The sequence below is a fragment of the Erythrobacter sp. NFXS35 genome, assembly GCF_040148725.1.
In the GTDB taxonomy this organism is placed as follows: Bacteria; Pseudomonadota; Alphaproteobacteria; order Sphingomonadales; family Sphingomonadaceae; genus Erythrobacter.
Genome location: NZ_JAGDEB010000001.1, coordinates 668,707 through 693,064 on the forward strand (window position 1 = coordinate 668,707; position 24,358 = coordinate 693,064).

Here is a 24,358-nt window from a genome sequence, read left to right on the forward strand (position 1 = left end):
TTCATGTGAGCGCCACAGTTTCTGCACCGTGGCTGAAAGAAAGGGGCGGACCAGAGTTGGTAGAAAGGCTTTTGGCATTCGATGCAGCGAACCTTCACGAGGCAATAAAGATTCGCCAACGTGGCGACCCCGATGCTTAGGAAGAAAAGAAGAAATAGGACCGTGCCAGTGGCCAGGAAGCCTGCCGCTATTGCGCCAAGCGAAAGTAAGAAGATCACCGGGCCTCCCCAGGTGGCGAAGATAGCGAATTTGACTATGAGATGGTCACTCACATTTCACCTCAGAGCGGAATATTGTCATGCTTCTTCCAAGGGTTCTCCAGCTGCTTCGTCCGCAGCTTGCGTAACCCCAAAGCAATCCGGCGGCGGGTCGAGTGCGGGTGGATCACCTCGTCGATGTACCCGCGCGATGCGGCCACGAAGGGGTTGGCGAAGCGGTCCTCGTATTCCTTGGTCTTCTCGGCGATCTTCTCGGGGTTGTCGCGGTCCTGCCGGAAAATGATCTCCACCGCGCCCTTGGCGCCCATCACCGCGATTTCGGCCGTGGGCCAAGCATAGTTCAAATCGCCGCGCAGGTGCTTCGATGCCATCACGTCATAGGCTCCGCCGTATGCCTTGCGGGTGATGATGGTGATCTTGGGCACGGTCGCCTCGGCATAGGCGAACAGCAGTTTCGCGCCGTGCTTGATGATCCCGCCCAGTTCCTGCGCGGTGCCGGGGAGGAAGCCGGGGACGTCGACGAAGGTGATGATCGGGATTTCAAATGCATCGCAGAACCGCACGAAGCGCGCGGCTTTCTTCGATGAATTGATGTCGAGCACGCCTGCCAGCACCATCGGCTGGTTCGCCACCACGCCCACCGTGCGGCCTTCCACGCGGCCGAAACCGCACAGGATGTTGCCTGCATGGGCCGGTTGGATCTCGAAGAAATCGCCTTCATCCAGCACCTTGGCGATGACTTCGTGCATGTCATAGGGCTGGTTGGCATTGTCGGGGATCAGCGTGTCGAGGCTGTCCTCCAGCCGGTTCCACGGATCATTGGTGGGCAGTTCGGGCACGCCTTCACGGTTCGACAGGGGCAGGAAATCGAAAAAGCGGCGGGTCGCCAGCAGCGCATCGATGTCGTTTTCATAGGCGAGATCAGCAACCGAGGCCTTGGTGGTGTGGGTGATCGCCCCGCCCAGTTCCTCCTGCGTCACGACCTCGTTGGTGACGGTCTTCACCACGTCCGGCCCGGTGACGAACATGTAGCTCGAATCCTTCACCATGAAGATGAAGTCGGTCATCGCCGGGCTATACACCGCCCCGCCCGCGCACGGCCCCATGATGAGGCTGATCTGCGGCACCACGCCGCTCGCCAACACGTTGCGCTGGAACACCTCGGCATAGCCGCCAAGGCTCGCCACGCCCTCCTGAATCCGCGCACCGCCCGAATCGTTCAATCCGATCACCGGCGCGCCGACCTTCATCGCGGTGTCCATCACCTTGCAGATTTTCTCGGCATGGCGTTTGGACAGGCTGCCGCCGAACACGGTGAAGTCCTGCGAGAAAACATAGACCAACCGCCCGTTGATCGTGCCGCTGCCGGTCACTACCCCGTCGCCGGGGATCTTCTGCGTCTCCATCCCGAAGTCGGTGCAGTCGTGTTCGACATAGGTGTCGAGTTCCTCGAAGCTACCTTCGTCGAGCAATACGTCCAAACGCTCGCGCGCGGTCAGCTTGCCCTTGGCGTGCTGGGCTTCGATGCGCTTGGCCCCGCCGCCCATCCGGGCAGCTTCGCGGCGGCGTTCCATTTCGGCGATATTGGCGGACACGAGGGATGCTCTCCTGATTGCTTTGCCAAGGTCGTTGCCTTAGCCGGTGCGCAGCGTCAACGTGGCAAAAGTGACGGGCGGCAAGGGAGCGCGGGCGATGCACCAATCCGATATGCTGGTGATCGGCGGCGGAATCGCCGGGCTATCGCTGGCCGCACGCCTAGCACGCTATGGCAAAGTGACCGTGCTGGAAGGCGAAAGCGCGCCCGGATACCACGCTTCGGGCCGCAGCGTCGCCTTCGCGCATTTCGGGCTCGGCGAACGGATCGTGCGTGCGATGACTGCATTGAGCCTGCCCGATCTGGCGGTCGCACCCTTCGGCGTGCGCCATCCGGCGCTTCACATCGCCAGCACGGCGCAGATGGATGCGCTCGATGAGTTGGAGGCGGTGCACCGTCAGTACGGGTGCGATTATTCGCGCATTTCTCCGGAGGAAGCTCGCGCGCTGCTGCCGGTGTTGAAGGCGGGGCCGGAGCATTGCCACGCGGCGCTGGTCGACCACGGATCGCTGAAGCTGGATACGGACGCGATGTTGCAGGCCAATCTGGCCGCTTTGCGCAGCGCTGGCGGGGCGGTGGTGACAGGTGCGCGGGTTAGCGCGATTGCGCGCAAAGGTTCGGGTTGGCGGGTCGAGGCGGGCGGCGCGACCTACGCTGCACCGATCATCGTCAACGCCGCCGGAGCTTGGGCGGATCACATCGCACGGATGGCGCGCGTTACCCCCATTGGCCTCCAGCCGCGCCGCCGCACCGTGATTTCCTTCGCCGCGCCGGAGGGCGAGGACGTGCGGGGCTGGCCCTTCACCAAGACCGCGGGCGAAGGCTTCTACCTGCTGCCCGAGGGGCGCGGGCAATTGCTCGCCTCGTCGATGGACCAGACGCCGAGCGATCCTTGCGATGCGGCGGCCGAGGAACTCGATATCGCCATCGCGGCTGACCGGGTCGAGCAGGCCACCACCCTGCCGATCCGCAGAATCAGCCATTCATGGGCGGGCCTCAGAAGCTTTGCGCCGGACGAATTGCCGGTGATCGGTCACGCGGCGGGCGCAGTGGGCTTCGTGTGGTGCGCAGGTCAAGGCGGCTATGGCTTCCAGACCGCGCCCGCGCTCTCGCGGATCGCGGAAAGCGCGGTGCTGGGGCTGCCGTTCCCCAAGGATTGCACCGCGGCGGGGCTGACGGCAGAGATGTTCTCCCCCGCCCGCCTCGACGCCTAGAATCGCAGCGTGATCCGCCGCGCCAGCGATGGCGCGATCGATTCGACGATCCGCAGTGTCCGGGTCATGCCGATATTGGCCTCGTCGCGTCCGCGCTCGATGGCTGCGACGATCTGGCGGGCGCATTCATCCGCGGACATTTTCTTCATCGGGTTGCCGGCGTTCATCTGGGTATCGACCACCGGCGGCAACGCTTCGATCACGCGGATAGATGTGTCCCTCAGCTGTTCGCGAAGGGCCAGGGTGTAGAACCGCAAGCCCGCCTTGGTGGCGCAATAGACCGGCTGCCGCGCCGCCGGGGCAATGGCGAGGCCGCTGGTGACGTTGACGATTGCCGCCTGCGGACGGTCACGCAGGCGCGGGACGAGTGCCGTTATCAGCCGGATCGGTGCGGAAAGGTTGGCATAGATACCATCATCCGCCGCATCGGCATCGGGCGCGCCTTTGCGGAAGTCGTGATCGACCAGCTGCCCGGCGTTGTTGATGAGGATATCGATGCTGCGGTCCCCCAGCGCCGCCACCAGCGCATCGACCCCGGCGGCGTTCGACAGGTCGGCAGCGAGCACCTCGAACCCCTCCGTGCGCATTGCATCGAGCCGGGCGGGATCGCGGCCCGTCAGGACGACGCCCGCGCCTTTGGCCTTCAATTGGTGCGCGATCTCGCGTCCGATGCCTGCGCTGCCGCCGGTCAGCAGCACCACCTTGCCATTCACATCCATCGCCGTTCCCCCGTTGCGCGTGCTGCCCGTTATTTGAACAGCACCAGTTCTTCCGCCATCGTCGGGTGGATCGCAACCGTCGCGTCGAAATCGGCCTTGGTAAGGCCCGCCTTCACCGCAACGGCAGCGGCCTGCATGATCTCGGGCGCTTCGGGGCCGATCATGTGGATGCCGACGATGCGGTCATTCGCTGCATCGACGATCATCTTGTAAAGGCTGCGTTCGTTACGGCCCGCCACGACGTTTTTCATCGGGCGGAAATCGGCCTGATAGACCCTGACGCTGCCGAGCAGATTGCGCGCCTCGCCTTCGGTCATACCGACGGCGGCGATGGGCGGGTGGCTGAACACCGCGCTGGGCACGCAGGAATGATCGACGGCGTAGGGTTCGACATCGCCGAACACGGAGTCGGCAAAAGCCTGCCCTTCGCGGATGGCCACCGGCGTAAGCTGCACCCGGTCGGTCACATCGCCCACGGCATAGATATAATCGACAGTGGTGCGACTGAACTTGTCGACCACGATCTCGCCGCGCTTGCCGCATTCGACCCCGACGGTCTCCAGCCCCAACCCTTCGATATTGGGCACGCGGCCGGTGGCGACCATCACCACGTCGAATTCGCGTTCGTCCTGCCCGGTGAGCTTGACCTTGAAGGTGCCGTCGTCCTGTTTTTCGACATATTCGAATTCGGCCATGAAGCAGAACTCGATCCCCTTCGTCAGGCTGATCTGCAGCAACCGGTCGCGCACGCTTTCGTCATAGCCGCGCAGGATCGTGTCGGAGCGGTTGGCGATCGTCACCTTGCTGCCGAATTCGTTGAAGATGCCGGCAAATTCATTGGCGATGTAACCGCCGCCGACGATCAGCATCCGGCGCGGGATCGTTTCGAGATGGAACGCCTCGTTCGAGGTGATGACATGCTCGCTCCCCTGGAAATCGGGGACGTGCGGGCGTGCGCCGGTCGCGATCAGGATATACTTGGCGGTCACGACCTTGCCGCTTGCCAGCGTGACTTCATGGTCGCCGGTAATGGTCGCGCGTTCATCGAACACGGTGACGTCGTGATTGCTCAGTGTCTGGCCATACAGCCCTTCGAGCCGGGTCACATCGTTCTGGACATTGTCGCGCAGGCGCGCCCAATCGAAGCTTTTGCCTTCGATCTTCCAGCCGAAATGTTCGGCGTCGACCAGATCCTCGGCGAAGTGCGCGCCGTAGACGAGCATCTTCTTGGGCACGCAGCCGCGGATCACGCAGGTGCCGCCGACGCGGTATTCCTCGGCGACCGCCACCCGCGCGCCGTGCGCGGCGGCAACCCGGCTGGCGCGCACGCCGCCCGATCCTGCGCCGATGGTGAAGAGATCGTAGTCGTAGTGGTCGGCCATTCGCTGCTCCTCCGGACGGTGAAGCGCGCTATGGCCGATGGCACCGCCGATGCCAACCGCAAGGCGCGCCTCTCATGACAGAGAGTTCGCCTCAGGTTGGCTTCGGGTTACATATCAGACGTTGGCTGAACGCGGACGACCGCCACCGCCGCCGGGACGACCCCGACCACGGCCACGATCACCGCCGCCGCCGTTACCGCCCGAAGGACGGCCACCACCGCCACCGGAACGGCCCTGACCGCCCGAACCGTGCGCCTGCTGCGGCTTGCGATCACCCTGCGGACGCCGATCACCGTCAGCCCGGCGCTCACCTTGCGGCTTGCGATCGCCCTGCGGACGCTGGCCTTGCGGGCGCTGGCCCAGCGGGCGCGGATTGACGCGCTTCATCGGTACGCGGGCCGCAGGCTTGGTCGGGCCTTCGCCTTCGACCACGGCGCGGAAATTGTCGGGCAGCGCCAGGCGGTCCAGCTCAGCGCCAGTGACCTTGCGGATATCCTTGAGATATGCGCGTTCGTCCTCGGCACAGAAGGCGATGGCGATCCCACCCTTGCCCGCACGCGCAGTCCGCCCGATGCGGTGAACATATTGTTCGGGCACATTGGGCAGTTCGTAGTTGATGACGTGGCTGACGCCGGGAATGTCGATCCCGCGCGCGGCCACATCGGTCGCGATCAGCACCGGCACGCGGCCCTTGCGGAAATCGTCGAGCGCACGCTGGCGCTGCGGCTGCGATTTGTTGCCGTGGATCGCGTTGCTCTCGATCCCGCCTTGGGCAAGCCGCTTCACCACCCGGTCCGCGCCGTGCTTGGTCCGGGTAAAGATCAGTACGCGTTCGATCTTGCCGGGCACTTCATGGCGGCCCTTGAGGATCATTTCTAGCAGGCTGAGCTTTTCGTCCTGCTGCACCATGAAGAGATACTGGTCGATCCGCTCGGCAGTGGTGCTTTGCGGCGTGACCGAAACCTGCACAGGATTGTTGCAGAACCCGCTGACCAGTTCCTTGATCGCCTTCGGCATGGTCGCGCTGAAGAACAGGGTCTGGCGTTCTTTCGGTGCTAGTTCCTTGATCTTGCGCAGTGCATGGATGAAGCCGAGGTCGAGCATCTGGTCGGCCTCGTCCAGCACCAGCACTTCGATGCCGGAAAGGTTGATCGCCTTCTGGTCGATCAGGTCGAGCAGGCGGCCGGGCGTTGCGACAAGAATGTCGGTGCCGCGGTGCAGCTTGTTACGATCCTTGCCCACAGATGTGCCGCCGACGATGCATTGCACCTTGAGGCCCGCGAGCGCGCCGTAATCCTTGGCGCTGTCGGCGATCTGCACCGCGAGTTCGCGGGTCGGCGCCAGCACCAGCATCCGGCAGGACTTGAACGGAATCTGCTTGTCGGCTTCGCGCAGCCGGTCGATGCTGGGGAGCATGAAGGCGGCGGTCTTGCCGGTGCCGGTCTGCGCGATACCAAGCAGGTCGCGGCCCTTGAGAACCGGCGGGATCGCCTGTTCCTGGATCGGAGTGGGAGTGGAGTAGCCCTTCATGTCGAGGGCCTGAAGAACGGGCTGCGACAGCCCGAGATCAGCAAAAGTGGTCATGAAAACTCGCATAATGTGCGGCGCGCTTCCGCCAATCCCAAACGGATTGCGGGCGCGGCGCGGGGGTTGAAACCGCCCGCGTGAAAAGGGAAGTCTTGAAGGTAGAACCGAAGTGCGGCCGGGGCGGATGCTTTTAGATTTCCGCCGCTTCACGCATGGCTAGCGCGCTTCGATGGCGGGCAGATGGGCGCAAAGTTGCGGAAAGTCAATCGATCATTGCGCAGCGCCAACTTTCACCCCAGCCCCGCCGCCGCCATCAGCGCGCGCGTTGACGGATCGAACTCGCCTTCGCCGCTGTCTATCTGCTTGGCGATGGCTTTGCCCAGCTCCACCCCGAACTGGTCAAACGGGTTAATCCCCATCAGCACCGCGTTCGCAAACGTGCGGTGTTCGTGGAACGCGATCAGCGCGCCGAACGCCGCTGCGTCGCAATCATCGACAAGGATGGTCGTTGACGGGCGGTCCCCCTGATAAGCCCGCGCAGGATCATCGGACGGCTTCCCCGCCATCAACGCCGCGCCTTGTGCAAGGCAGTTCATCAACAGCGTGCGGTGATGCGCAGGATCGAGCACGTCGCCGGGCGCAATGCTGGCGATGAAATCAACCGGTATCAGATGCGTGCCCTGATGCAGCAACTGGAACACCGCGTGCTGCGCGTCAGTGCCCACCCCGCCCCATGTGACCGGCGCTGTCGGTCCGTCCACGGGAGCGCCGTCTGTCGTCACGCTCTTGCCGTTGGATTCCATTTCGAGCTGCTGGAGATAGTCCGGAAGCAGCGCCAGCCGTTCGTCATAGGCGAACACCGCGCGGGTCTGGCAGCCTTTCAGCCGGGTGTAGAACTGATCCACGAAGGCGGCGAGCAGCGGGGCGTTCGCTCTACCCTCGGTCCGGCGGAAGTGATCGTCCACTGCCTTCGCGCCCGCCAGCATGGCGCGGAATTCGTCCATCCCGATGGCCAGAGCCACCGGAAAGCCGATCGAGGAGAATAGCGAATACCGGCCGCCCACACTTTCGGGGAACGGCAGCACGCGGGTTTCATCGACGCCCCATTCCACTGCCTTTTCGGGCGAGGCGGTAAGCGCCACCACCCGCCCGCCGGGATCGGCAACGCCGTTATCCGCCAGCCACTTCAACGCGCTCGCCGCATTGGTCATGGTTTCGATGGTGGTGAAGGTCTTGGACGCGACCGCGATGAGCGTCGTTTCCGGATCGCAGGCGTCAAACGCCTGCTCCAGCGCCAGCCCGTCGATATTCGACACGACATGCACATCCACCATCGCCAGATCGCGGGCCAGCGCGTCCACCGCCAGTGCCGGGCCGAGCGCCGATCCGCCAATACCGATCGCGATGCAATGCCTGATCTCTCCCAGCGCGCCTTGGTGGATCGCTTCGACCAGCATCCCCATGCGGGCGAGCAGCGCATCGGCTTCCTCCACCTGCGCCGGCGTGCCGCTGCCGCGCAGCGCGCCGTGAGTGGCGGCGCGGCCTTCAGTCACGTTGACGATGCCGCCATCGAACAAAGCCTCGCGCGCCGCAGCGAAACCCGCCGCTTCGGCCAGTTGCTCGAACGCGTCCAGCGCATCGCGGCCAAGGTGGGTCTTGGAATAATCGATCACCATGCCCGCCTCAGCCGCGCTATCGGGCATAACCGGCCAGCCGATGCGGCGCGTCATTGCCTCCACCCGGCCCGGATCGGCAGCGAACAGCGCAGATAGGCTGCGGGTCTCCAGCGCGCGCAGGGCATCCCATGCCATGCCTGTCGTGTCGCCCGATCCGTTCATTACCGTTCCCCTTTGCGCAGCTGTGCCGGTGCGAGTAAGGGCATGAGCAATGGATGTTAAGAGCCAATCTCTCGCCAATGCGACGATTGCCCCAGTGCCAGCGGTCAGCCGCGAGCGCGATGGGTGGGGCAGCTTCGCGTGGTTCCTGGTCAAGCTGCTGGCGCTGGTGCTGGCGTTTCGCACGCTGGCGTTCTCGCCGTTCTCGATCCCGTCGGAAAGCATGCTGCCGCGGCTGATGAACGGGGACTATCTGCTCGCGGCAAAGTGGCCCTATGGATTTTCGCGCCAGTCGCTGCCCTTCGATCTGCCGCTGCCCGATGGCCGCCTGTTCGACCGCTCGCCCCAACGCGGGGATGTGGTGATCTTCAAACACCCCATCGATGGGCGCGACTATATCAAGCGGGTGATCGGCCTGCCGGGCGACAATGTGGCGGTCGTGGGTAGCCAGGTGGTGCTCAACGGTAAGCCGGTGCCACGCGAACGGATCGGCGATTTCAAACTCACAATGTCCGCCAACACCGGCTGCGCGTGGGCGGGCCAGACAGGGGCGCTGGCGAACGGCAGTGAGACGTGCAGCTATGTCCGTTATCGTGAGACCCTGCCGAGCGGCAAGACATATGAAGTGCTCGATTTCGGCACTACCCCGGGCGATAATGTCGCGCCTGTTATCGTTCCCGACGGCGCGATGTTCGTGATGGGTGACAACCGCGATAATTCGCGCGACAGCCGCTGGCCTGCTGCGGCTGGCGATGCTGTGGGAATCGTACCGCAGCGCCTGCTGGTCGGGCGGGCGATGCTGGTGGTATGGTCGACAGACGGCAGCGCCGACTGGGTGAAGCCGTGGACTTGGGGTTCCGCCACGCGATGGGACCGGATCGGAGAAAGCCTGTGAGCACGCTCGAACCGGCCACGCGCGACTGGCTCGAAGCACAGGGCTTTGCGGTGGACAACGAAACGCCGTGGATCGAGGCGCTGACCCACGGCAGCTTCAACGGCGGCGGTGGTGGGGCGACCGATTACCAGCGGCTTGAATTCCTGGGCGACCGGGTGCTGGGCCTGTCAGTCGCGGGCTGGCTCTACGGCGCGGTCGACGGGCCGGAGGGCAAGCTTTCGCAACGATTGAACGCGCTGGTCAGCGGCACCACATGCGCCCGCATCGCCCGCGCCATCGGCCTGCCCGAACATATCCGGCTGGGGAAGCAGGCGCGCGACGATGGCGGGCTGGATAGCGACAAGATCCTGGGCGATGTGATGGAGGCGCTTATCGGTGCCTGCTTCATCGAAAACGGCTTCGATGCGGCACGCGATGCCGTCTACCGGCTGTGGTCGCGCGAATTGGAAGGCGATGTCGGCAAGGCCAAGCACCCGAAAAGCGCGCTGCAGGAATGGGCAGCGGGCAACAAGCGAGCGATGCCGGTCTATCAGGTCGTCGAACGCAGCGGCCCCGACCACGCGGCGCGCTTCACCGTGCGGGTTAGTGTCCGCAATGTCGGCGATGCCGATGCCAGCGCCTCCAGCAAGGGCGAGGCTGAACGCCTGGCCGCCAAGGCGTTTCTGGATGCGCACGGGTGAACCAATGCCATTTGTTCCCTAAATGTTTCACGTGAAACATTGCCGCTTCCCCATGTGGTGCGGCGACCAGTATGGAAGTTTGAAATGACCGATACTCCCCCTGAAGAACGCAGTCCCACCCGCTGCGGCATGATCGCCGTGATCGGCGCGCCCAATGCAGGCAAATCGACTTTGGTGAACCAGCTCGTCGGCCAGAAGGTCGCGATCACCTCTGCCAAGGCGCAGACGACGCGGGCGCGAATGCTCGGCATTGCGCTGCACGAATTGGCAGGCACGCCGGTGCAGATGATCCTGGTCGACACCCCCGGCATCTTCGCCCCCCGGCGGCGGCTGGACCGTGCGATGGTGAACGCCGCATGGGAAGGTGCAGAAGCCGCGGACGCGGTGCTGTTGCTGGTCGATCCGATCAAGCAGCGACGGCACGAACTGGAGCCGCTGCTGGAGGCGCTGGCCGGGCGGCCCGAACGCAAGATCCTCGTCATCAACAAGGTCGATCGCTCCAAGAAGGAACCCATGCTGGCGCTGGCGCAGGATCTGGCCGGCAAGGTCGAATTCGCGGAAATCTACTTCGTCTCGGCGCTGACGGGTGACGGGGTGCCGGAACTGAAGGACGCTCTGGCAGGCATGATGCCCGAAGCCGAATGGATGTATCCCGAAGATCAGGTCTCCGACGCGTCCGAACGCCTGCTCGCCGCCGAGATCACCCGCGAACAGCTATATCAGCAGCTGCACGAGGAACTGCCCTACGACAGCGCCGTGCGGCCCGAGAAGTACGAGGTGCGCAAGGACGGCAGCATCGAAATTCACCAGCAAATCGTGGTCGCGCGGGAGACGCAGCGCGCAATCGTGCTCGGCAAGGGGGGATCACGGATCAAGGAAATCGGCGCGGCGGCGCGCAAGGAATTGTCTGAAGTGCTGGGCGTACCGGTGCACCTCTATCTCCACGTCAAACAGTCGGAGAACTGGGCCGAGGACAAGGAGATTTTTGAAGAGATGGGGCTGGATTGGGTGCGGTGACAAGGTCCGCTTGGCCAATATCCGAACTTGAAGTTGCCGTTCGGCTGGCGGGCCCACGGTTGCCAGACAAATTGCGACTTAAGGTTTCTCCTGGTTGAGCGTCCAAAGCCGAGGGATCAACGAGGCGCCGGTCCAATTCCCCGGCGCCTCGCAGTTCTAATTGCCTTACCGCCGATCGAAGCGGTCGAGCATCATGACCTTGTTCCAGGCCTTGGCAAAGTCCGCAGCGAACTTCGCCTCGCCGCCTTCGACAGCGTAAGTTTCGGCCACCGCACGCAGCTCCGAGTTGGAACCGAACACCAGATCAACTTCTGTGGCAGTCCACTTGAGCGCGCCGGTCGCGCGATCGCGGCCCTCGTAAAGCCCCTCGGTCGTCGCCGGCTTCCATTCGTTGCCCATGTCGAGCAGGTTCACGAAGAAGTCGTTGCTCAAGCTGCCGGGACGATCAGTGAAGACCCCGTGTTCCGCTCCGCCGGAGTTGGCATCGAGCATCCGCATCCCGGCCAGCAGCACCGCCATTTCCGGCACCGTCAAGGTCAGCGTGTCGGCCTGATCGATCATCATCTGGGTCGGAGTCAGACGCGCCCTGTCACTGTAGAAGTTCCGGAAGGCGTCGGCTACCGGGCGAAGCAGTTCGAAGCTGGCGACATCGGTGTGCGCGTCGGTCGCATCGACCCGGCCTGGCGTGAAAGGCACGGTGACGGTCTGCCCTGCCGCCGCGGCCGCATCCTCGACCGCGACAACGCCGCCCAGCACCACCAGATCGGCAATCGACACCTTCTTCGCGCCGGAATTCGCGTTGAAGCTGGCTTGCACACCCTCCAGCGCCGTCACTACCGTGGCGACCACTTCGGGATCGTTGAGACCCCAATCCTTCTGCGGGGCAAGCCGGATTCGGGCGCCATTGGCACCGCCGCGCATGTCAGTGTCGCGGAAGGTGACCGCCGCAGCCCAGGCCGTGCGCACCAGGTCCGAGCGGCTGAGACCGGTGGCGCGGATCGCTTGCTTCAGTTCGGCCACGTCGCCAGCCTCGATCATGGCGTAATCCGCACGCGGCAGCGGGTCCTGCCAGATCATGTCTTCCGCCGGAACTTCCTCCCCGACATAGCGCGCCTTGGGGCCAAGATCGCGGTGGGTCAGCTTGAACCACGCGCGGGCGAAGGCCTCGTCCATATCCTTGGGATTCTTGACCCAGCGCTGAGTGATTTCGCCATAGGCCGGATCATAACGCAGCGCGAGGTCGGTGGTGAGCATCACCGGCGCGTGGGTCTTGTTCGGATCGAAGGCATCGGGGACGAACTTCACCTGATCGGCGTTGACAGGTTCCCACTGCTTGGCGCCAGCCGGACTGGTGGTCAGCTTCCATTCGAAGGCATAGAGGTTATCGAGATAGTTGCTGCTCCAGGTCACCGGCGTCGCCGTCCATGCACCTTCAAGCCCGCTGGTGGTTGCATCCGCACCCACGCCGGTGCCGCATGTGTTCCTCCAGCCGAAGCCTTGCGCTTCAACGCCTTCGGCCGCCGGTTCCTTGCCGACGCAGTCGGAAGCCTTGCGCGCGCCGTGCATCTTGCCGATGGTGTGGCCGCCGACGATCAGTGCGACGGTTTCCTCGTCATTCATGCCCATCCGGCCAAAGGTGGTGCGGATTTGCTGGGCGGATTTGAGGATGTCGGGATTGCCTTCCGGCCCTTCGGGATTGACGTAGATCAGCCCCATCTCCGAAGCGGCGAGCGGAGTGTCGAGGTTCTCGCCCTCTGCGTTGCGCTCGGAGGTCAGGAACTTGGTTTCCGGACCCCAGTAGACCAGCTCCGGCTCCCATGCGTCGGTCCGGCCACCGGCGAAGCCGAAGGTCTCGAAGCCGGTGTTCTCCAGCGCGACGTTGCCGGCCAGAATGATGAGATCCGACCACGAAAGGCTGGCGCCATACTTCTGCTTGACTGGCCACAGCACGCGGCGGGCCTTGTCGAGATTGCCGTTATCGGGCCAGGAATTGAGCGGTTCGAAGCGGATCTGCCCGCCATCGGAACCGCCGCGCCCGTCGGCCGAACGATAGGTTCCGGCCGAGTGCCATGCGAGGCGGATGAACAGCCCGGCATAATTGCCGTAATCGGCTGGCCACCACTCCTGCGAATCTGTCAGCGCGATGTTGATGTCCGCCTTCACCGCCGCAAGATCGAGCTTGGCGAACTCGGCCGCGTAATCGAATTCAGGCCCGTTCGGGTCAGGATTATATTCGTTCTGGCGCAGCCGATTGAGGTCGACCACGTCCGGCCACCAGCCCTGCACGTTGCGGGGCGCGGCCTCTCTTTGCGGCCTGACAGCGCGGCCCATACCGGGCTCGTTGAAGCCCGGAGGCGTCGCGCCAGCAGGTGCGGCAAGCAAAAGGCCGGAGGACAGGAGCAGCAGCCCCTTCAATCTGATCGTCATGGAATAGCCCCGTTTATATTGATTATCGGTCACGCCCTGACCGGCGATCGAGACCTTGATCACGATCGGCGCGGCCCTTCGGCCTGAGGGCGGTTAGGCCAGGTCGCCGCGTCGGGAAAACGGCTTGTCGCGATAACTGTGATGTGGTTTGCCGATGATCCGAATGGCTGGAACGCACCCCGACCGAATCTTCCGGTTGCCACCCGGGTTCGGTTGTTCCGAGCAGCACGGCGCGCGCTTGATACCGGGCGGCCGGCTTCGGAGAGATTTTCGCCAAAAGCAGAGAGTCAGCAATTGATCAGGGAGCGGTCTTCGCAGGGGCCCGCCCCCAAGCGCGCCCGGCAAGCGGGAGGAACGCGAGACTTAGCGGGCTGCAGCCGCCCTTCTCCATGGACGAAGGATCGCGGCCATGGCGGAAGAAGAAAAGCAGCGCCCCGTGCCGAGTACCGGAACACGAAGGAAGGATTTCATCCCCGCCCCAGCTTCTCCAGCTTCGCCTTCAGCGCGGCTTCGTCGAACGGCTTGACGATGTAATCATCCGCCCCCGCGGCAATCCCGTCATGGATATCCTTGGCCTCGCCGTTCGAGGTGCAGAACACTACCACCGGCTCCTTGGGCGTGGGGATGGCGCGCAGTTTGGCGACGAAGGTAATGCCGTCCATTTCGGGCATGTTCCAGTCGGTCAGCACCAGATCGGGCATTGATTTCTTGCAGCGCGCAAGGGCTTCCTCGCCGTTCTCGGCCTCAATCGCGATATAGCCCAGGCTGATCGCGATCTTGCTGGAGACCTTGCGGATCACCCGGCTATCATCGACGATCAGGCAGGTTCTGGCCGCAGCCGCTGGCGCAGCGCCGCCGTCATAGCGGTCGCGCATGGCCTTGGCGGCGGCAACGATCGTGTCGATGTCGCCCGAACCCGGATCTGGCGCGGCGGGTGCGCGTGACTGTATTTCGGATTGCGCTTCGGACTCCGGCTCTGGCTCTGGCTCCGGCTCGACCTGAACCGAGTCGCGCACCTTTTCGCTATGGGCGAGTTTTTCGGCCAGCGTCTTGCCTTCCATGCCTGAACGGCGGTTCGGGCCGGAATTGCGCTTGATCAGATTTTGCACGTTTCGCGCTCCCCGCCCATGTTGACGAACCCGGCGTCATAGCTGCGCGCGGCATAATCGTCTGAAAACGGATCCTCGCCCGCCACCGCGCCTTCGCCCGGCGTCATGCGGATATGCAGATAAGGCATCCACACATCGCCGAATTCGGCTTTCTGATACCACACGTCGAGGACGTCATAGCTGGCCCAGATCCCGTCCGGTTCGCGCAGGCGAATCCCTTCGCCGATACGCGGCACCGCGGCAAAGCGGATGCGGTCCTGAGTCTGGTGCGTTTCGTTTTGGACTTCGATTTCAATCACGGTGCAGCCCTTGGTCTCGGGCAACCAGTGATAGGCAGCAATGCTTTATGATTTACGAACGCGGCGGCAGATCAGGGGGCAGCAAAGCTCATTTCGTCGCAGATTCCGCTTTCTTGGCAGGAGCCTTCTTTTTCGCTGGTGCCTTCTTGGCCGGAGCCTTCTTGGCAGGCGCTTTCTTGGCGGCGGCTTTCTTGGGCGCGGCTTTCTTCCTGCCCTTCTTGGCCGGCGGACCCTTGGCAATACGCGCATCGATCAGCGCGATGGCAGCATCGATCGTCACATCCTCGGGCTTTGTATCCTTGGGAATGGTCGCATTAGTGGTGCCGTCAGTGACATAGGGGCCATAGCGGCCCGGCATCACCTTGATCTCGCCTCCGGTGGTCGGATGCGCGCCGAGAGTCGCGATAGGTTCGGCTGCGGCGCGGGTTCCGGGGCCGCGATTGGCCGCCTGCGCCAACAGATCGACGGCGCGGTTCATCCCTACCTCGAACACCTCGCGGGTATTGCCGAGTTTGCCGTATTTCCCGTCATGGCGAAGGTAAGGCCCGTAACGCCCTATATTCGCTTCGATTTCCTTGCCGGTATCGGGATGCGCGCCGACGATGCGCGGCAGATCGAGCAGCTTGACCGCCCAATCGAGATCGAAATCGTCGAGATCCTTGGGAATGCTGGCGCGTTTCGCTTCCTTGCCCTCGCCCATCTGCACGTAAGGCCCGAAGCGACCGGTTTTGCGGTGGATGTCCTCGCCGGTTTCGGGATGCTGGCCCATCACGCCGTCATCCGCGCCGTCCGCACCCTCGCCGCCCGGTTGGGCGAAGCGGCGGGTGAACTTGCATTCGGGATAATTGGCGCAGGCGACGAATGCGCCGAACTTGCCACCGCGCAAACTGAGCCGGCCGCCTTCGCGGCCCTCGCTGGCGCAAAGCGGGCAAGCACGCGGATCGGCGCCATCTTCGCGCGGGGGGAACAGGAAGTCGGAGAGGTATTCGTCCAGCGCCTCGGTCACTTCCGAAGGCAGCTTCTCCATGACTTCATCGGCCTTGGGCTTGAAGTCCTTCCAGAACCGCGCGAGCAGCAGCTTATAATCTTCGCGCCCGTCGGAGACGACATCGAGTTCATCCTCCATTCCGGCGGTGAAATCATAGGCGACATAGGTCGGGAAGAAGCGTTCGAGAAAGGCGGTCAACAGGCGGCCCGATTCTTCGGCGAAGAAGCGGTTCTTTTCCATCCGCACATAGGCGCGGTCACGCAGGGTCTGGATGGTCGAGGCATAAGTGGACGGACGCCCGATACCGAGTTCCTCCAGCCGCTTCACCAGCGATGCTTCGGAGAAACGCGGCGGCGGCTGGGTGAAATGCTGGGTCGCATCGACGGCGCGCTTGGCCGGGCAATCGCCCGCGCGCATCACCGGAAGCAGGCCGCTTTCGTCATCATCCGCGTCGTCGAAATCTTCCTGATACACCGCGAGGAAGCCGGGGAAGCGGATCACCTGACCGGTAGCGCGCAACTCGTGCTGGCCGGTCGCATCGCGGAAGGTGACAGTGGTGCGTTCCATCTGCGCGGTGGCCATCTGGCTTGCCATCGCGCGCTTGAAGATGAGGTCGTAGAGCTTGCCCTCGTCGCCCGACGCCGCCCGTTCGCGGGTGAAATCGGTGGGGCGGATCGCCTCGTGCGCTTCCTGCGCGTTCTTGGCCTTGGTGCTGTAGAATCGCGGCTTTTCAGGGCGGTAATCCTCGCTGAAGCGCGCTGCAATGGCATCGCGCGCGGCGTGAATCGCGCTCATATCCATCTGCACGCCGTCGGTCCGCATGTATGTGATTGCGCCCGCTTCATATAGCGATTGCGCCAGCCGCATGGTGTGCTGCGCCGAGAAGCCGAGCTTGCGCGCCGCTTCCTGCTGGAGCGTGGACGTGGTGAACGGCGGCGCGGGGTTGCGCTTGACAGGCTTGGTCTCGACGCCCTCGACGGTAAAGCGCCCGGCCTCGACCGCGGCTTTTGCCTCCATCGCGATGCCTTCCGCGCCGAGGCTCAGCTTCTCCAGCTTGTCGCCCTTGTAGCGCACCAGTCGCGCATCGAACTCGGTGCCGTCGTGCTGCATCCGCGCCACGACGCTCCAGTATTCGTCGGCCCGGAAGGCTTCGATCTCGCGCTCGCGCTCGACGATCAGGCGCAGCGCCACAGACTGCACGCGGCCCGCGCTCTTGGCGCCGGGCAGCTTGCGCCACAGCACCGGCGACAGGGTGAAACCGAACAGATAATCCAGCGCGCGGCGGGCGAGATAGGCGTCGATCAAAGGCTGATCGAGTTCGCGTGGCTTCGCCATCGCATCGGTCACCGCAGCCTTGGTGATCGCGTTGAAGGTTACGCGGTCGACGCTGGCGGGCAGGCTTTTGCGCTTCTTCAGCAGCTCCAGCACGTGCCAGCTGATCGCTTCGCCTTCGCGGTCAGGGTCAGTTGCCAGCACGAGGCGGCTCGCGCCCTTGGCGGCGTCGGCAATCTCTTTGAAGCGGCTCTGCTTGTCGCGGTAGAGTTCCCACTCCATCGCGAAATCGGCGTCCGGATCGACACTGCCGTCCTTGGGCGGCAGATCGCGGACGTGGCCGTAGGAGGCGAGGACCTTGAAGTCCTTGCCCAGGTATTTCTCGATGGTCTTGGCCTTGGCGGGCGATTCGACGATGACAAGCTGCATGGCGGGTATGGAGGTGTCCCTTACGTGTGTACGCGCGAGGGTGGAGCGCGCCGGAGAGATGCGTCAAGCGCGAAACGGAGTTTGCGGTGGCGCAAGCGGCGCGCAAACTCAAGAGCGGATCGCTTCGGCGCCCTTGCTCGGTTCGGCGTTTGCGATGCCCGATCCGCCCCGCACGGCGGAACAGGGCGCGCCAGCACCGGCTTTTCCGTGAGGCAAGCCCCGCGCACCGCGGGCCGACCGGGAGATGACCGACATGATCCAATCAAACCCTTCAAGCCGCCGCATCGCCGCCGCGTTGTGTGCATTCGCCCTCACCGCCCCGCCGCTCGCCGCGCAACAGATGCAGGCGGGGGAGAAAGAGGTGAGCCTGAGAACCGCCGACGGGCAAGACGCGGGAACCGTGACGTTCGAGCAGACCGAGCACGGCGTGCTCGTCGTCGCGCAGCTCAGGAATCTGAGCCGAGGTCCACACGGCTTCCACATTCACGAAACCGGCGCGTGCAGCCCCGATTTCAAGGCCGCTGGAAGCCATTACGACCCGCTTGGCGCGGACCATGGTTTTAGGACTCCGGGTGGTTATCACGTCGGCGATCTGCCCAACGTCCATGTCGGAGCGGACGGGATGGCGATGACCGAATTCTTCGTGCCGCAGGTCACGCTGACCGGGCCGGAGAACGACCGCTATCCCTTCACCCTTGACGATAGCGACGGATCGGCGATCATGGTCCATGCCTCGGGCGACGACTATATCCTGATGGATTCTGCCGGCGACCGCGCTGCCTGCGGGGTGATCGTGCCCAACGGAGGCTGAGCGGACGCGGAAGCGTGGCTGCGCTATCCGCTGCGCCGCACCAAGCCGTCAGTCTCGCGCACCAAATCGCCGGTCAGTTCCAGTTCCAGCAGCGCCATGTGCACGGTCGCCGCGCTTGCGCCCGACTGGCGGATCAATTCGTCGACCGCGATCGGCGCGCTGGAGAGCATGGCGCCGATCGCTTCGGTGTCCTGTCCGTCCCACGCCGCATCGGCCAGTTCGGCATAGTCGAAATCAGCCGCGTTCTCGCTCACCCGGAAGCGGGATCGCGGTGCGCCAGTGAAGCTTTGCAGCAGTTCCACCACTTCGTCGGGTGTCTGCACCAGCACCGCGCCTTCTCGGATCAGCTGGTTGCAGCCCAGCGCGCGCGCATCGAGCGGGGAGCCGGGGATTGCCATCACCTCGCGCCCGGCCTCACCCGCCAGCCGCGCGGTGATGAGGCTGCCTGATTGCGGCGCAGCCTCGATCACCAGTGTGCCCGATGCGAGTCCCGCGATAATGCGGTTGCGCGATGGGAAATGCCGCCCGCGCGGTTCGGTGCCGGGTGGCTGTTCGGCAATCAGCAGAGCTTCTGACGCGATACGTTCCTGCAAGGCTGTATGCTGCGGGGGATAGGTGATGTCGATCCCACTGGCGATCACGCCGATGGTCTGCGGAAACGCGCCTTCATGCGCGGCGCCATCTATCCCGCGCGCCAGACCTGAAACGACGGTGAAGCCCGCCTCCGCCAGTCCGGCAGCGAATTCACGCGCCAGCTTCACCGCCGCCGCGCTGGCATTGCGCGCGCCGACCAGCGCCACGCACGGCGCGCTCGCCAGCGCCAGATTGCCGCGGCAGGTGACAATCGGCGGTGCGGAATCGAGTTCGGCCAGCAGCGCGGGGTAATCGGGCTGATCGTGGAACAGGTAACGCGCGCCGGCCTTGCGAACGGCGGCGACCTCCCGCTCGATGGTCTCGGCTGCGGCAGGGCGATATGGCCCCCGCCCCCGGCTGGCGAGATCGGGCAGCGCATCCAGCGCCGCCGCCGCCGTGCCGAACCGGGCGAGCAATTGGCGATAGCTGACCGGGCCGATATTGGGCGAGCGCAGCAGACGAATGCGGGCGAATGCTTCGGCTTGGGTCAGGCTCAAGACTTGTTCCCGCCCACCTTCGGCTCCTCACCGCGCATCAGACGGCCGATATTGGCGCGGTGCTGCACCAGGACGATGGCGGCGATGGCAAGCAAGGGCGGGATCGCCTGCGGATAGCCCAGCCCCCACGCGACCAGCGGCGAAGCCACCACCGTGACTATCGAGGCGACGGAGGAAATCCGGCTGAGAAACAGCACCGCCGCCCAAATCACGGCGCAGGCGAACATCGCAGGCCAGGCCAGCGCCAGCAGCGCTCCGGCAGCGCTCGCAAATCCCTTGCCGCCCTTGAAGTGGAGCCACGGCGTGAAGCAATGCCCCGCCACCGCCGCCACGCCCGCGACACCTTCGGTTCCGGGCCAGAAGTACCCCGCCGCCAGCACCGGAACCGCCGCCTTGGCCGCATCCAGCAGCACGGTCGCCGCTGCCAGACCCTTGTTCCCGGTGCGCAGCACGTTGGTCGCGCCAATGCTGCCGCTGCCGATATCGCGCACATCGCCCAACCCGGCGGCGCGGGTCAGGATCAGACCGAAGGGGATCGAGCCGAGGGCAAAGCCCAGAAGCGCGGCGAAAAACAGTTCCATCAGAGCCTTCCCGTTCGTGCTGAGCTTGTCGAAGCACTGCACTTCTTCTAGCGCCCAGAGTGCCAAATGAAAGACGAGGCTTCGACAAGCTCAGCCTGAACGGAGATTTTTTTGAACGTCGAAGCCGCCTCCCCCATCCTGCTGTTCGATTCCGGCGTCGGCGGGCTGACGGTGTATGACGCCTTGCGCAAGGTGTTGCCGCAAGCCCCCGTAATCTACGCTGCCGATCTCGCTGGCCTGCCCTATGGCACCAAAACCGAAGCGCAGATCGCCGCGCGGGTTTCGGGGTTGCTGGGGCGGATGGCGGAGCGTTATCAACCGCGCCTTGCCTGCATCGCCTGCAACACTGCCAGCACGATTGCCTTGGGCATGGTGCGCGATGTGCTGGAGATTCCGGTCGTCGGCACCGTCCCCGCGATCAAGCCTGCCGCCGCGCTGACCCGCAGCGGCACCATCGGCCTGGTCGGCACCGAAGCGACCATCCGGCAGGCCTATGTCGACGATCTGGAGTCGCGGTTCGGCAATGGTACCCGCCTGCTGCGCATCGCTGCGCCGGGGCTGGTCGAAGCTGCCGAAGCGAAGCTGCGTGGCCGCGCCGTCGATCCGGCGTTGATTGCCGATGTGCATGATCGCCTTGCCGCAATGCCGGGGGGCGAGGCCATCGACACGCTGGTGCTCGCCTGCACCCACTTCCCGTTGCTGGCCAAGGAACTGGCCGCAGCCTTCGGCCCGCAGGTCACGCAAGTCGACGGGGCCGAAGGTATCGCGCGGCGCATCGCCGACCTGCTCGAAGGGCAGGACTTCGCATCCACCGGCCCCGATCGCTTTCTCGTTACCGGGCCGCTGGCGGGGGCAGCCGGGCTGGAAGCCGCGTTGACCGCCCGCGGTTTCGGCCCCGCCGAAGCGTTCTGATCGCCGATTTGCTTGCGAGCGGATCGCAAAGATCGCGGGTGGTCAAACCGATCACCCTGACCTAAATATTCACGAAACCATCCCCGGGTTTGTGGGTTATGGCGGTGAGACGACGGAGCCCGAGCGGCTTCGACGAAGCGCCCCGCCCGCAGGACAAAGAGACGCGAGTGAACTACGATCAGATCTTTGATCAGGCGATTGACCGCCTGCATGCAGAAGGCCGCTACCGCGTCTTCATCGACATCCTGCGGAACAAGGGCGCGTATCCGAATGCGCGTTGTTTTCACGGACATAACGGCCCCAAGCCGATCACCGTGTGGTGTTCGAACGATTACCTGTGCATGGGCCAGCACGACAAGGTGATCGGCGCGATGGAAGATGCGCTGCACGATGTCGGCGCAGGATCGGGCGGCACCCGCAATATCGGCGGCAACACGCACCTGCACGTCCAGCTGGAAAACGAACTCGCCGACCTGCACGGCAAGGAAAGCGCGCTGCTGTTCACCAGTGGCTATGTCTCCAACGATGCGACATTGTCGACGCTGGCGAAACTGCTGCCGGGCTGCGTGATTTTCTCGGACGAATTGAACCATGCCAGCATGATCGCCGGCATCCGCAATTCGGGCTGCGAAAAGCGGGTGTTCCGTCACAACGACCTCGCCCATCTCGAAGAATTGTTGGCCGCCGAAGACGCGGACACGCCCAAGCTGATCGCCTTCGAAAGCGTCTATTCGATGGAGGGCGATGTGGCCCCGATCCACGGGATCTGCGACCTGGCCGACAAGTACAACGCGCTAACCTATATCGACGAGGTTCACGCGGTCGGCATGTACGGCGCGCGCGGCGGCGGGATTTCCGAACGGGATGGCGCTGCCGACCGGATCGACATCATCGAGGGCACGCTCGGCAAGGCGTTCGGCGTGATGGGCGGCTACATCGCCTCCAGCAGCAAGGTGGTTGATTGCATCCGCAGCTACGCACCGGGCTTCATCTTCACCACGTCATTGTCGCCGGTGCTGGTTGCAGGCGTGCTGGCTTCGGTCCGGCACCTGAAAGGTTCGAGCGTTGAGCGCAACGCGCAGCAGCGTGCCGCCGCGATGCTCAAGCTGAAGTTTGCCGAGGCGGGCCTGCCGGTAATGGACAGCGTCACCCACATCGTGCCGCTGATGGTGGGCGATCCGGTGCGCGCCAAGAAGATCAGCGATATCCTGCTGGCCGAATACGGCGTTTATGTGCAGCCGATCAACTTCCCCACCGTGCCGCGCGGGACCGAGCGCCTGCGCTTTACCCCCGGCCCGCACCACACCGACGCGATGATGGACGAACTGACCGAGGCGCTGGTCGAGATCTGGGACCGGCTGGAGCTGGAGCTGGCCGAAGCGGCGTAAACGCGCGCGCATTGCCGTAGCGTCCTTTGAGGGACAGCGCGGCTAGGCTAACCCCTCTCTCGAAAGCAGATTCGGGAGAGAGCATGATGGGCGGTACGCCTGACCAGACTTACGCCGAGGTCGTCCTCGGCCGCCGCAGCATTCGCGGATACCTCGACAAGCCGGTGCCGCGGGCGCTGATCGAGGAGGTGCTTCGCCTCGCGATGCGATCGCCCACCTCAATGAACACCCAGCCGTGGCATTTCCACGTCATCACTGGCGAGCCACTGGACCGCATCCGGCGCGGCAACACCGAACGCATTCTGGCAGGCGAACCCGACAGCCGCGAATTCCGCAGGGGCGAGCCCTTCGCTGGCGTCCACCGCGACCGGCAGGTCGAAGTCGCCAAGCAATTGTTCGGCGCCATGGGGATCGAGCGTGACGACAAGCCCGCGCGGCAGGATTGGGTGCTGCGCGGTTTCCGCCAGTTCGACGCGCCGGTCTGCGTGATCGTCACCTATGATCGCGAATTGTCCGGCAGTGATGACACCGCCTTCGATTGCGGCGCGGTGACGACGGCGCTGGTCAACGCCGCCTGGAGCCGGGGCTTGGGCTGCGTGATCAACTCGCAAGGCATCATGCAAAGCCCGGTGGTGCGCGAACATGCGGGCATCCCCGACGATCAGGTAATCATGAAGGCGGTGGCGATGGGTTGGCCCGACCCGGATTTCCCCGCCAACGCGGTGGTGAGCCTGCGCAAGAGCGTGGACGAGGCCGCGCGGTTCGTGGGGTTCGACTGAAATCCGGAAGACCCGCGCTTTAAGTCACAACCCGCGCAAACACCCCGATCATAGCGATGCGGAAGGATCAAGACGGGTTGGGGCCACCGAATAGGGCGAATCGCGTTTCTGGTGGTGTGCATGCTTCGTGTAGTACGCTTCGATCGGCCGGAACACCGCTGCGGCTATGGCGATCGCTAGCGCCGTCAACGCCAGCCCCGCAGCCACATCAATCCAATAATGCCAGCGTGTCGCCACCGCTTCGAAAATAATGAAAAGGAACAGAGGCAGATAGAGCACCCCAAGCCAGCGCGCGTGATTCCAGGCGTAGAAGACAAAAACGGCTGACGAGGCGACGTGCAGCGAGGGCATGGCGGCCACTGCCGCAAACATGAACTGACTTCCCTCGCTTGCGAGCCAAGGTCGACCGCCAGCGATCAAAGCCTTGTAGCTGTCATACATATGCACCTGGCGTGCGGTTTCGAGCGCGTTGGCGCCCTGTTCGTACAGGAACGGCCCGATAGCAGGCATCACCAGATAGCTGAGCGCGCCGAGGACATGCACCAGCATCGCGGTAAAGATGACTTTGCGAAACACGATGAAGCTCTGCATCGAATGCACAATTATGCTGCCCGCGAACATTGCCAGAAAGGCAAACAGGTAAAGGTGTTCGCTCATCGGAAAGATCGCGTCGACCAGATTGCGCGCAGCAAATGATGCATCAACCAATGGCCGCACCATCTGATCGGTCTTCCAGAAAAATTCGTCCCACAAAGCGGGGTTGATCAGGCTCATCCACATCTTGATGTTGAAATGGGTGACGAGGATCACCCCGTAAGCCATTCCAGCGGTGACGTAATACGCCAAACGCATTGCTTGCTTCGTGACAATCAGAAACAGGCCGAGCACGGAAATTAGCGAAAGCGGTACGGCATAGTTCATCCCCGTGAATTCAAGCGCGCCGTCTGACGGAACGACGAAGCCCAGTTCCAGCTGCGATGACAGCAGTTTGGCTATCAACAGGAATCCTAGCGCCAAGGTCAATTCTGGAAAAAGATCGACGCAGAGCAAATTCAAACGTGATGAAGCCTTCGGCGGTCTCACCTCTTCTGCGACAGTCAGCGGCGTTATAATCATGGGAAAGAAGGTTTTCTCACTGGCATTTCTCAGAGA

Annotated in this window: 20 protein-coding genes; 8 read left to right on the forward strand and 12 right to left on the reverse strand. The window is 63.9% G+C overall.

Annotation, left to right across the window (positions count from 1 at the left end; genetic code table 11):
* Nucleotides 1-280 precede the first annotated feature (280 nt).
* The gene (locus J3454_RS03275; RefSeq protein WP_349512320.1) at nucleotides 281-1,813 is read right to left on the reverse strand and encodes an acyl-CoA carboxylase subunit beta; all 1,533 of its coding nucleotides are present in this window, start codon (nucleotides 1,811-1,813) and stop codon (nucleotides 281-283) included.
* Between the two features lie 97 nt (nucleotides 1,814-1,910).
* Here J3454_RS03275 and J3454_RS03280 point away from each other — a divergent pair, with 97 nt between their 5' ends.
* Nucleotides 1,911-3,026 (forward strand): NAD(P)/FAD-dependent oxidoreductase, encoded by a 1,116-nt coding sequence (locus tag J3454_RS03280; RefSeq protein ID WP_349512321.1) that lies wholly within the window; start codon nucleotides 1,911-1,913, stop codon nucleotides 3,024-3,026.
* On the opposite strand, the gene J3454_RS03285 is transcribed toward J3454_RS03280, so the two are convergent.
* The 4 genes from J3454_RS03285 to pgi all read right to left on the reverse strand — a co-directional run bounded on the left by J3454_RS03285 (nucleotide 3,023) and on the right by pgi (nucleotide 8,492).
* Entirely contained in the window at nucleotides 3,023-3,745 is a 723-nt protein-coding gene (locus J3454_RS03285; RefSeq protein WP_349512322.1) for an SDR family oxidoreductase, read from the reverse strand. The two genes, J3454_RS03280 and J3454_RS03285, sit on opposite strands and share 4 nt — an antisense overlap.
* Before the next feature lie 29 nt (nucleotides 3,746-3,774).
* On the reverse strand, nucleotides 3,775-5,127 hold the full coding sequence (gene gorA / locus J3454_RS03290) for a glutathione-disulfide reductase (RefSeq protein WP_349512323.1): 1,353 nt from the start codon (nucleotides 5,125-5,127) through the stop codon (nucleotides 3,775-3,777).
* Between the two features lie 114 nt (nucleotides 5,128-5,241).
* Nucleotides 5,242-6,711, reverse strand: coding sequence for a DEAD/DEAH box helicase (locus tag J3454_RS03295; RefSeq protein WP_349512324.1), 1,470 nt, complete (start codon nucleotides 6,709-6,711; stop codon nucleotides 5,242-5,244).
* Between the two features lie 233 nt (nucleotides 6,712-6,944).
* A complete protein-coding gene (pgi, locus tag J3454_RS03300) occupies nucleotides 6,945-8,492 on the reverse strand; it encodes a glucose-6-phosphate isomerase (RefSeq protein ID WP_349512325.1) in 1,548 nt (515 codons plus the stop codon).
* Between the two features lie 49 nt (nucleotides 8,493-8,541).
* On the opposite strand from pgi, the gene lepB reads away from it, so the two are divergent.
* The 3 genes from lepB to era all read left to right on the forward strand — a co-directional run bounded on the left by lepB (nucleotide 8,542) and on the right by era (nucleotide 11,081).
* A complete protein-coding gene (gene lepB / locus J3454_RS03305) occupies nucleotides 8,542-9,384 on the forward strand; it encodes a signal peptidase I (protein ID WP_349512326.1) in 843 nt (280 codons plus the stop codon).
* Nucleotides 9,357-10,064 (forward strand): ribonuclease III, encoded by a 708-nt coding sequence (rnc, locus tag J3454_RS03310; protein ID WP_349513130.1) that lies wholly within the window; start codon nucleotides 9,357-9,359, stop codon nucleotides 10,062-10,064. The genes lepB and rnc overlap by 28 nt, the downstream gene beginning before the upstream one ends.
* Nucleotides 10,065-10,148: 84 nt before the next feature.
* Nucleotides 10,149-11,081 carry a GTPase Era gene (gene era / locus J3454_RS03315; protein WP_349512327.1) on the forward strand — a complete coding sequence of 311 codons (933 nt, stop codon included), beginning with the start codon at nucleotides 10,149-10,151 and terminating at the stop codon, nucleotides 11,079-11,081.
* A gap of 165 nt (nucleotides 11,082-11,246) precedes the next feature.
* On the opposite strand, the gene katG is transcribed toward era, so the two are convergent.
* From katG to topA, 4 genes are all read right to left on the reverse strand, one after another.
* Nucleotides 11,247-13,571 (reverse strand): catalase/peroxidase HPI, encoded by a 2,325-nt coding sequence (gene katG, locus J3454_RS03320; RefSeq protein WP_349512328.1) that lies wholly within the window; start codon nucleotides 13,569-13,571, stop codon nucleotides 11,247-11,249.
* 404 nt (nucleotides 13,572-13,975) lie between these two features.
* A complete protein-coding gene (locus J3454_RS03325) occupies nucleotides 13,976-14,617 on the reverse strand; it encodes a response regulator (RefSeq protein ID WP_349512329.1) in 642 nt (213 codons plus the stop codon).
* Nucleotides 14,605-14,916 carry a hypothetical protein gene (locus tag J3454_RS03330; protein WP_349512330.1) on the reverse strand — a complete coding sequence of 104 codons (312 nt, stop codon included), beginning with the start codon at nucleotides 14,914-14,916 and terminating at the stop codon, nucleotides 14,605-14,607. The genes J3454_RS03325 and J3454_RS03330 overlap by 13 nt, the downstream gene beginning before the upstream one ends.
* Before the next feature lie 88 nt (nucleotides 14,917-15,004).
* Entirely contained in the window at nucleotides 15,005-17,605 is a 2,601-nt protein-coding gene (topA, locus tag J3454_RS03335) for a type I DNA topoisomerase (protein ID WP_349512331.1), read from the reverse strand.
* 253 nt (nucleotides 17,606-17,858) lie between these two features.
* Between topA and J3454_RS03340 the strand changes: the two genes are divergently transcribed.
* Nucleotides 17,859-18,416, forward strand: a complete 558-nt coding sequence (locus J3454_RS03340; RefSeq protein ID WP_349512332.1) for a superoxide dismutase family protein — start codon at nucleotides 17,859-17,861, stop codon at nucleotides 18,414-18,416.
* 23 nt (nucleotides 18,417-18,439) lie between these two features.
* Here J3454_RS03340 and dprA read toward each other — a convergent pair whose 3' ends face one another.
* Both dprA and plsY read right to left on the reverse strand, forming a co-directional pair.
* The gene (gene dprA / locus J3454_RS03345; RefSeq protein ID WP_349512333.1) at nucleotides 18,440-19,546 is read right to left on the reverse strand and encodes a DNA-processing protein DprA; all 1,107 of its coding nucleotides are present in this window, start codon (nucleotides 19,544-19,546) and stop codon (nucleotides 18,440-18,442) included.
* Nucleotides 19,543-20,127 carry a glycerol-3-phosphate 1-O-acyltransferase PlsY gene (gene plsY, locus J3454_RS03350; RefSeq protein WP_349512334.1) on the reverse strand — a complete coding sequence of 195 codons (585 nt, stop codon included), beginning with the start codon at nucleotides 20,125-20,127 and terminating at the stop codon, nucleotides 19,543-19,545. Before plsY ends, dprA begins: the two co-directional genes overlap by 4 nt.
* 111 nt (nucleotides 20,128-20,238) lie before the next feature.
* On the opposite strand from plsY, the gene murI reads away from it, so the two are divergent.
* From murI to J3454_RS03365, 3 genes are all read left to right on the forward strand, one after another.
* Nucleotides 20,239-21,039: a glutamate racemase gene (gene murI / locus J3454_RS03355; protein WP_349512335.1), complete on the forward strand. Its 801-nt coding sequence runs from the start codon at nucleotides 20,239-20,241 to the stop codon at nucleotides 21,037-21,039.
* 167 nt (nucleotides 21,040-21,206) lie between these two features.
* Nucleotides 21,207-22,427, forward strand: a complete 1,221-nt coding sequence (gene hemA / locus J3454_RS03360) for a 5-aminolevulinate synthase (RefSeq protein WP_349512336.1) — start codon at nucleotides 21,207-21,209, stop codon at nucleotides 22,425-22,427.
* Between the two features lie 86 nt (nucleotides 22,428-22,513).
* Nucleotides 22,514-23,206 carry a nitroreductase gene (locus J3454_RS03365; protein ID WP_349513131.1) on the forward strand — a complete coding sequence of 231 codons (693 nt, stop codon included), beginning with the start codon at nucleotides 22,514-22,516 and terminating at the stop codon, nucleotides 23,204-23,206.
* Between the two features lie 48 nt (nucleotides 23,207-23,254).
* Here the strand turns inward: J3454_RS03365 and J3454_RS03370 are convergent, their stop codons facing one another.
* Nucleotides 23,255-24,322 (reverse strand): phosphatase PAP2 family protein, encoded by a 1,068-nt coding sequence (locus J3454_RS03370; protein ID WP_349512337.1) that lies wholly within the window; start codon nucleotides 24,320-24,322, stop codon nucleotides 23,255-23,257.
* Nucleotides 24,323-24,358 lie beyond the last annotated feature (36 nt).

Excerpts from the sequence above, each read along its gene's own strand:
- J3454_RS03280 (WP_349512321.1), top strand. The coding sequence starts at position 1,911 with ATGCACCAATCCGATATGCTGGTGATCGGCGGCGGAATCGCCGGGCTA.
- J3454_RS03285 (WP_349512322.1), bottom strand. The coding sequence starts at position 3,745 with ATGGATGTGAATGGCAAGGTGGTGCTGCTGACCGGCGGCAGCGCAGGC.
- gorA (WP_349512323.1), bottom strand. The coding sequence starts at position 5,127 with ATGGCCGACCACTACGACTACGATCTCTTCACCATCGGCGCAGGATCG.
- J3454_RS03295 (WP_349512324.1), bottom strand. The coding sequence starts at position 6,711 with ATGACCACTTTTGCTGATCTCGGGCTGTCGCAGCCCGTTCTTCAGGCC.
- pgi (WP_349512325.1), bottom strand. The coding sequence starts at position 8,492 with ATGAACGGATCGGGCGACACGACAGGCATGGCATGGGATGCCCTGCGC.
- lepB (WP_349512326.1), top strand. The coding sequence starts at position 8,542 with ATGGATGTTAAGAGCCAATCTCTCGCCAATGCGACGATTGCCCCAGTG.
- rnc (WP_349513130.1), top strand. The coding sequence starts at position 9,357 with ATGGGACCGGATCGGAGAAAGCCTGTGAGCACGCTCGAACCGGCCACG.
- era (WP_349512327.1), top strand. The coding sequence starts at position 10,149 with ATGACCGATACTCCCCCTGAAGAACGCAGTCCCACCCGCTGCGGCATG.
- topA (WP_349512331.1), bottom strand. The coding sequence starts at position 17,605 with ATGCAGCTTGTCATCGTCGAATCGCCCGCCAAGGCCAAGACCATCGAG.
- J3454_RS03340 (WP_349512332.1), top strand. The coding sequence starts at position 17,859 with ATGATCCAATCAAACCCTTCAAGCCGCCGCATCGCCGCCGCGTTGTGT.
- plsY (WP_349512334.1), bottom strand. The coding sequence starts at position 20,127 with ATGGAACTGTTTTTCGCCGCGCTTCTGGGCTTTGCCCTCGGCTCGATC.
- J3454_RS03365 (WP_349513131.1), top strand. The coding sequence starts at position 22,514 with ATGGGCGGTACGCCTGACCAGACTTACGCCGAGGTCGTCCTCGGCCGC.
- J3454_RS03370 (WP_349512337.1), bottom strand. The coding sequence starts at position 24,322 with ATGATTATAACGCCGCTGACTGTCGCAGAAGAGGTGAGACCGCCGAAG.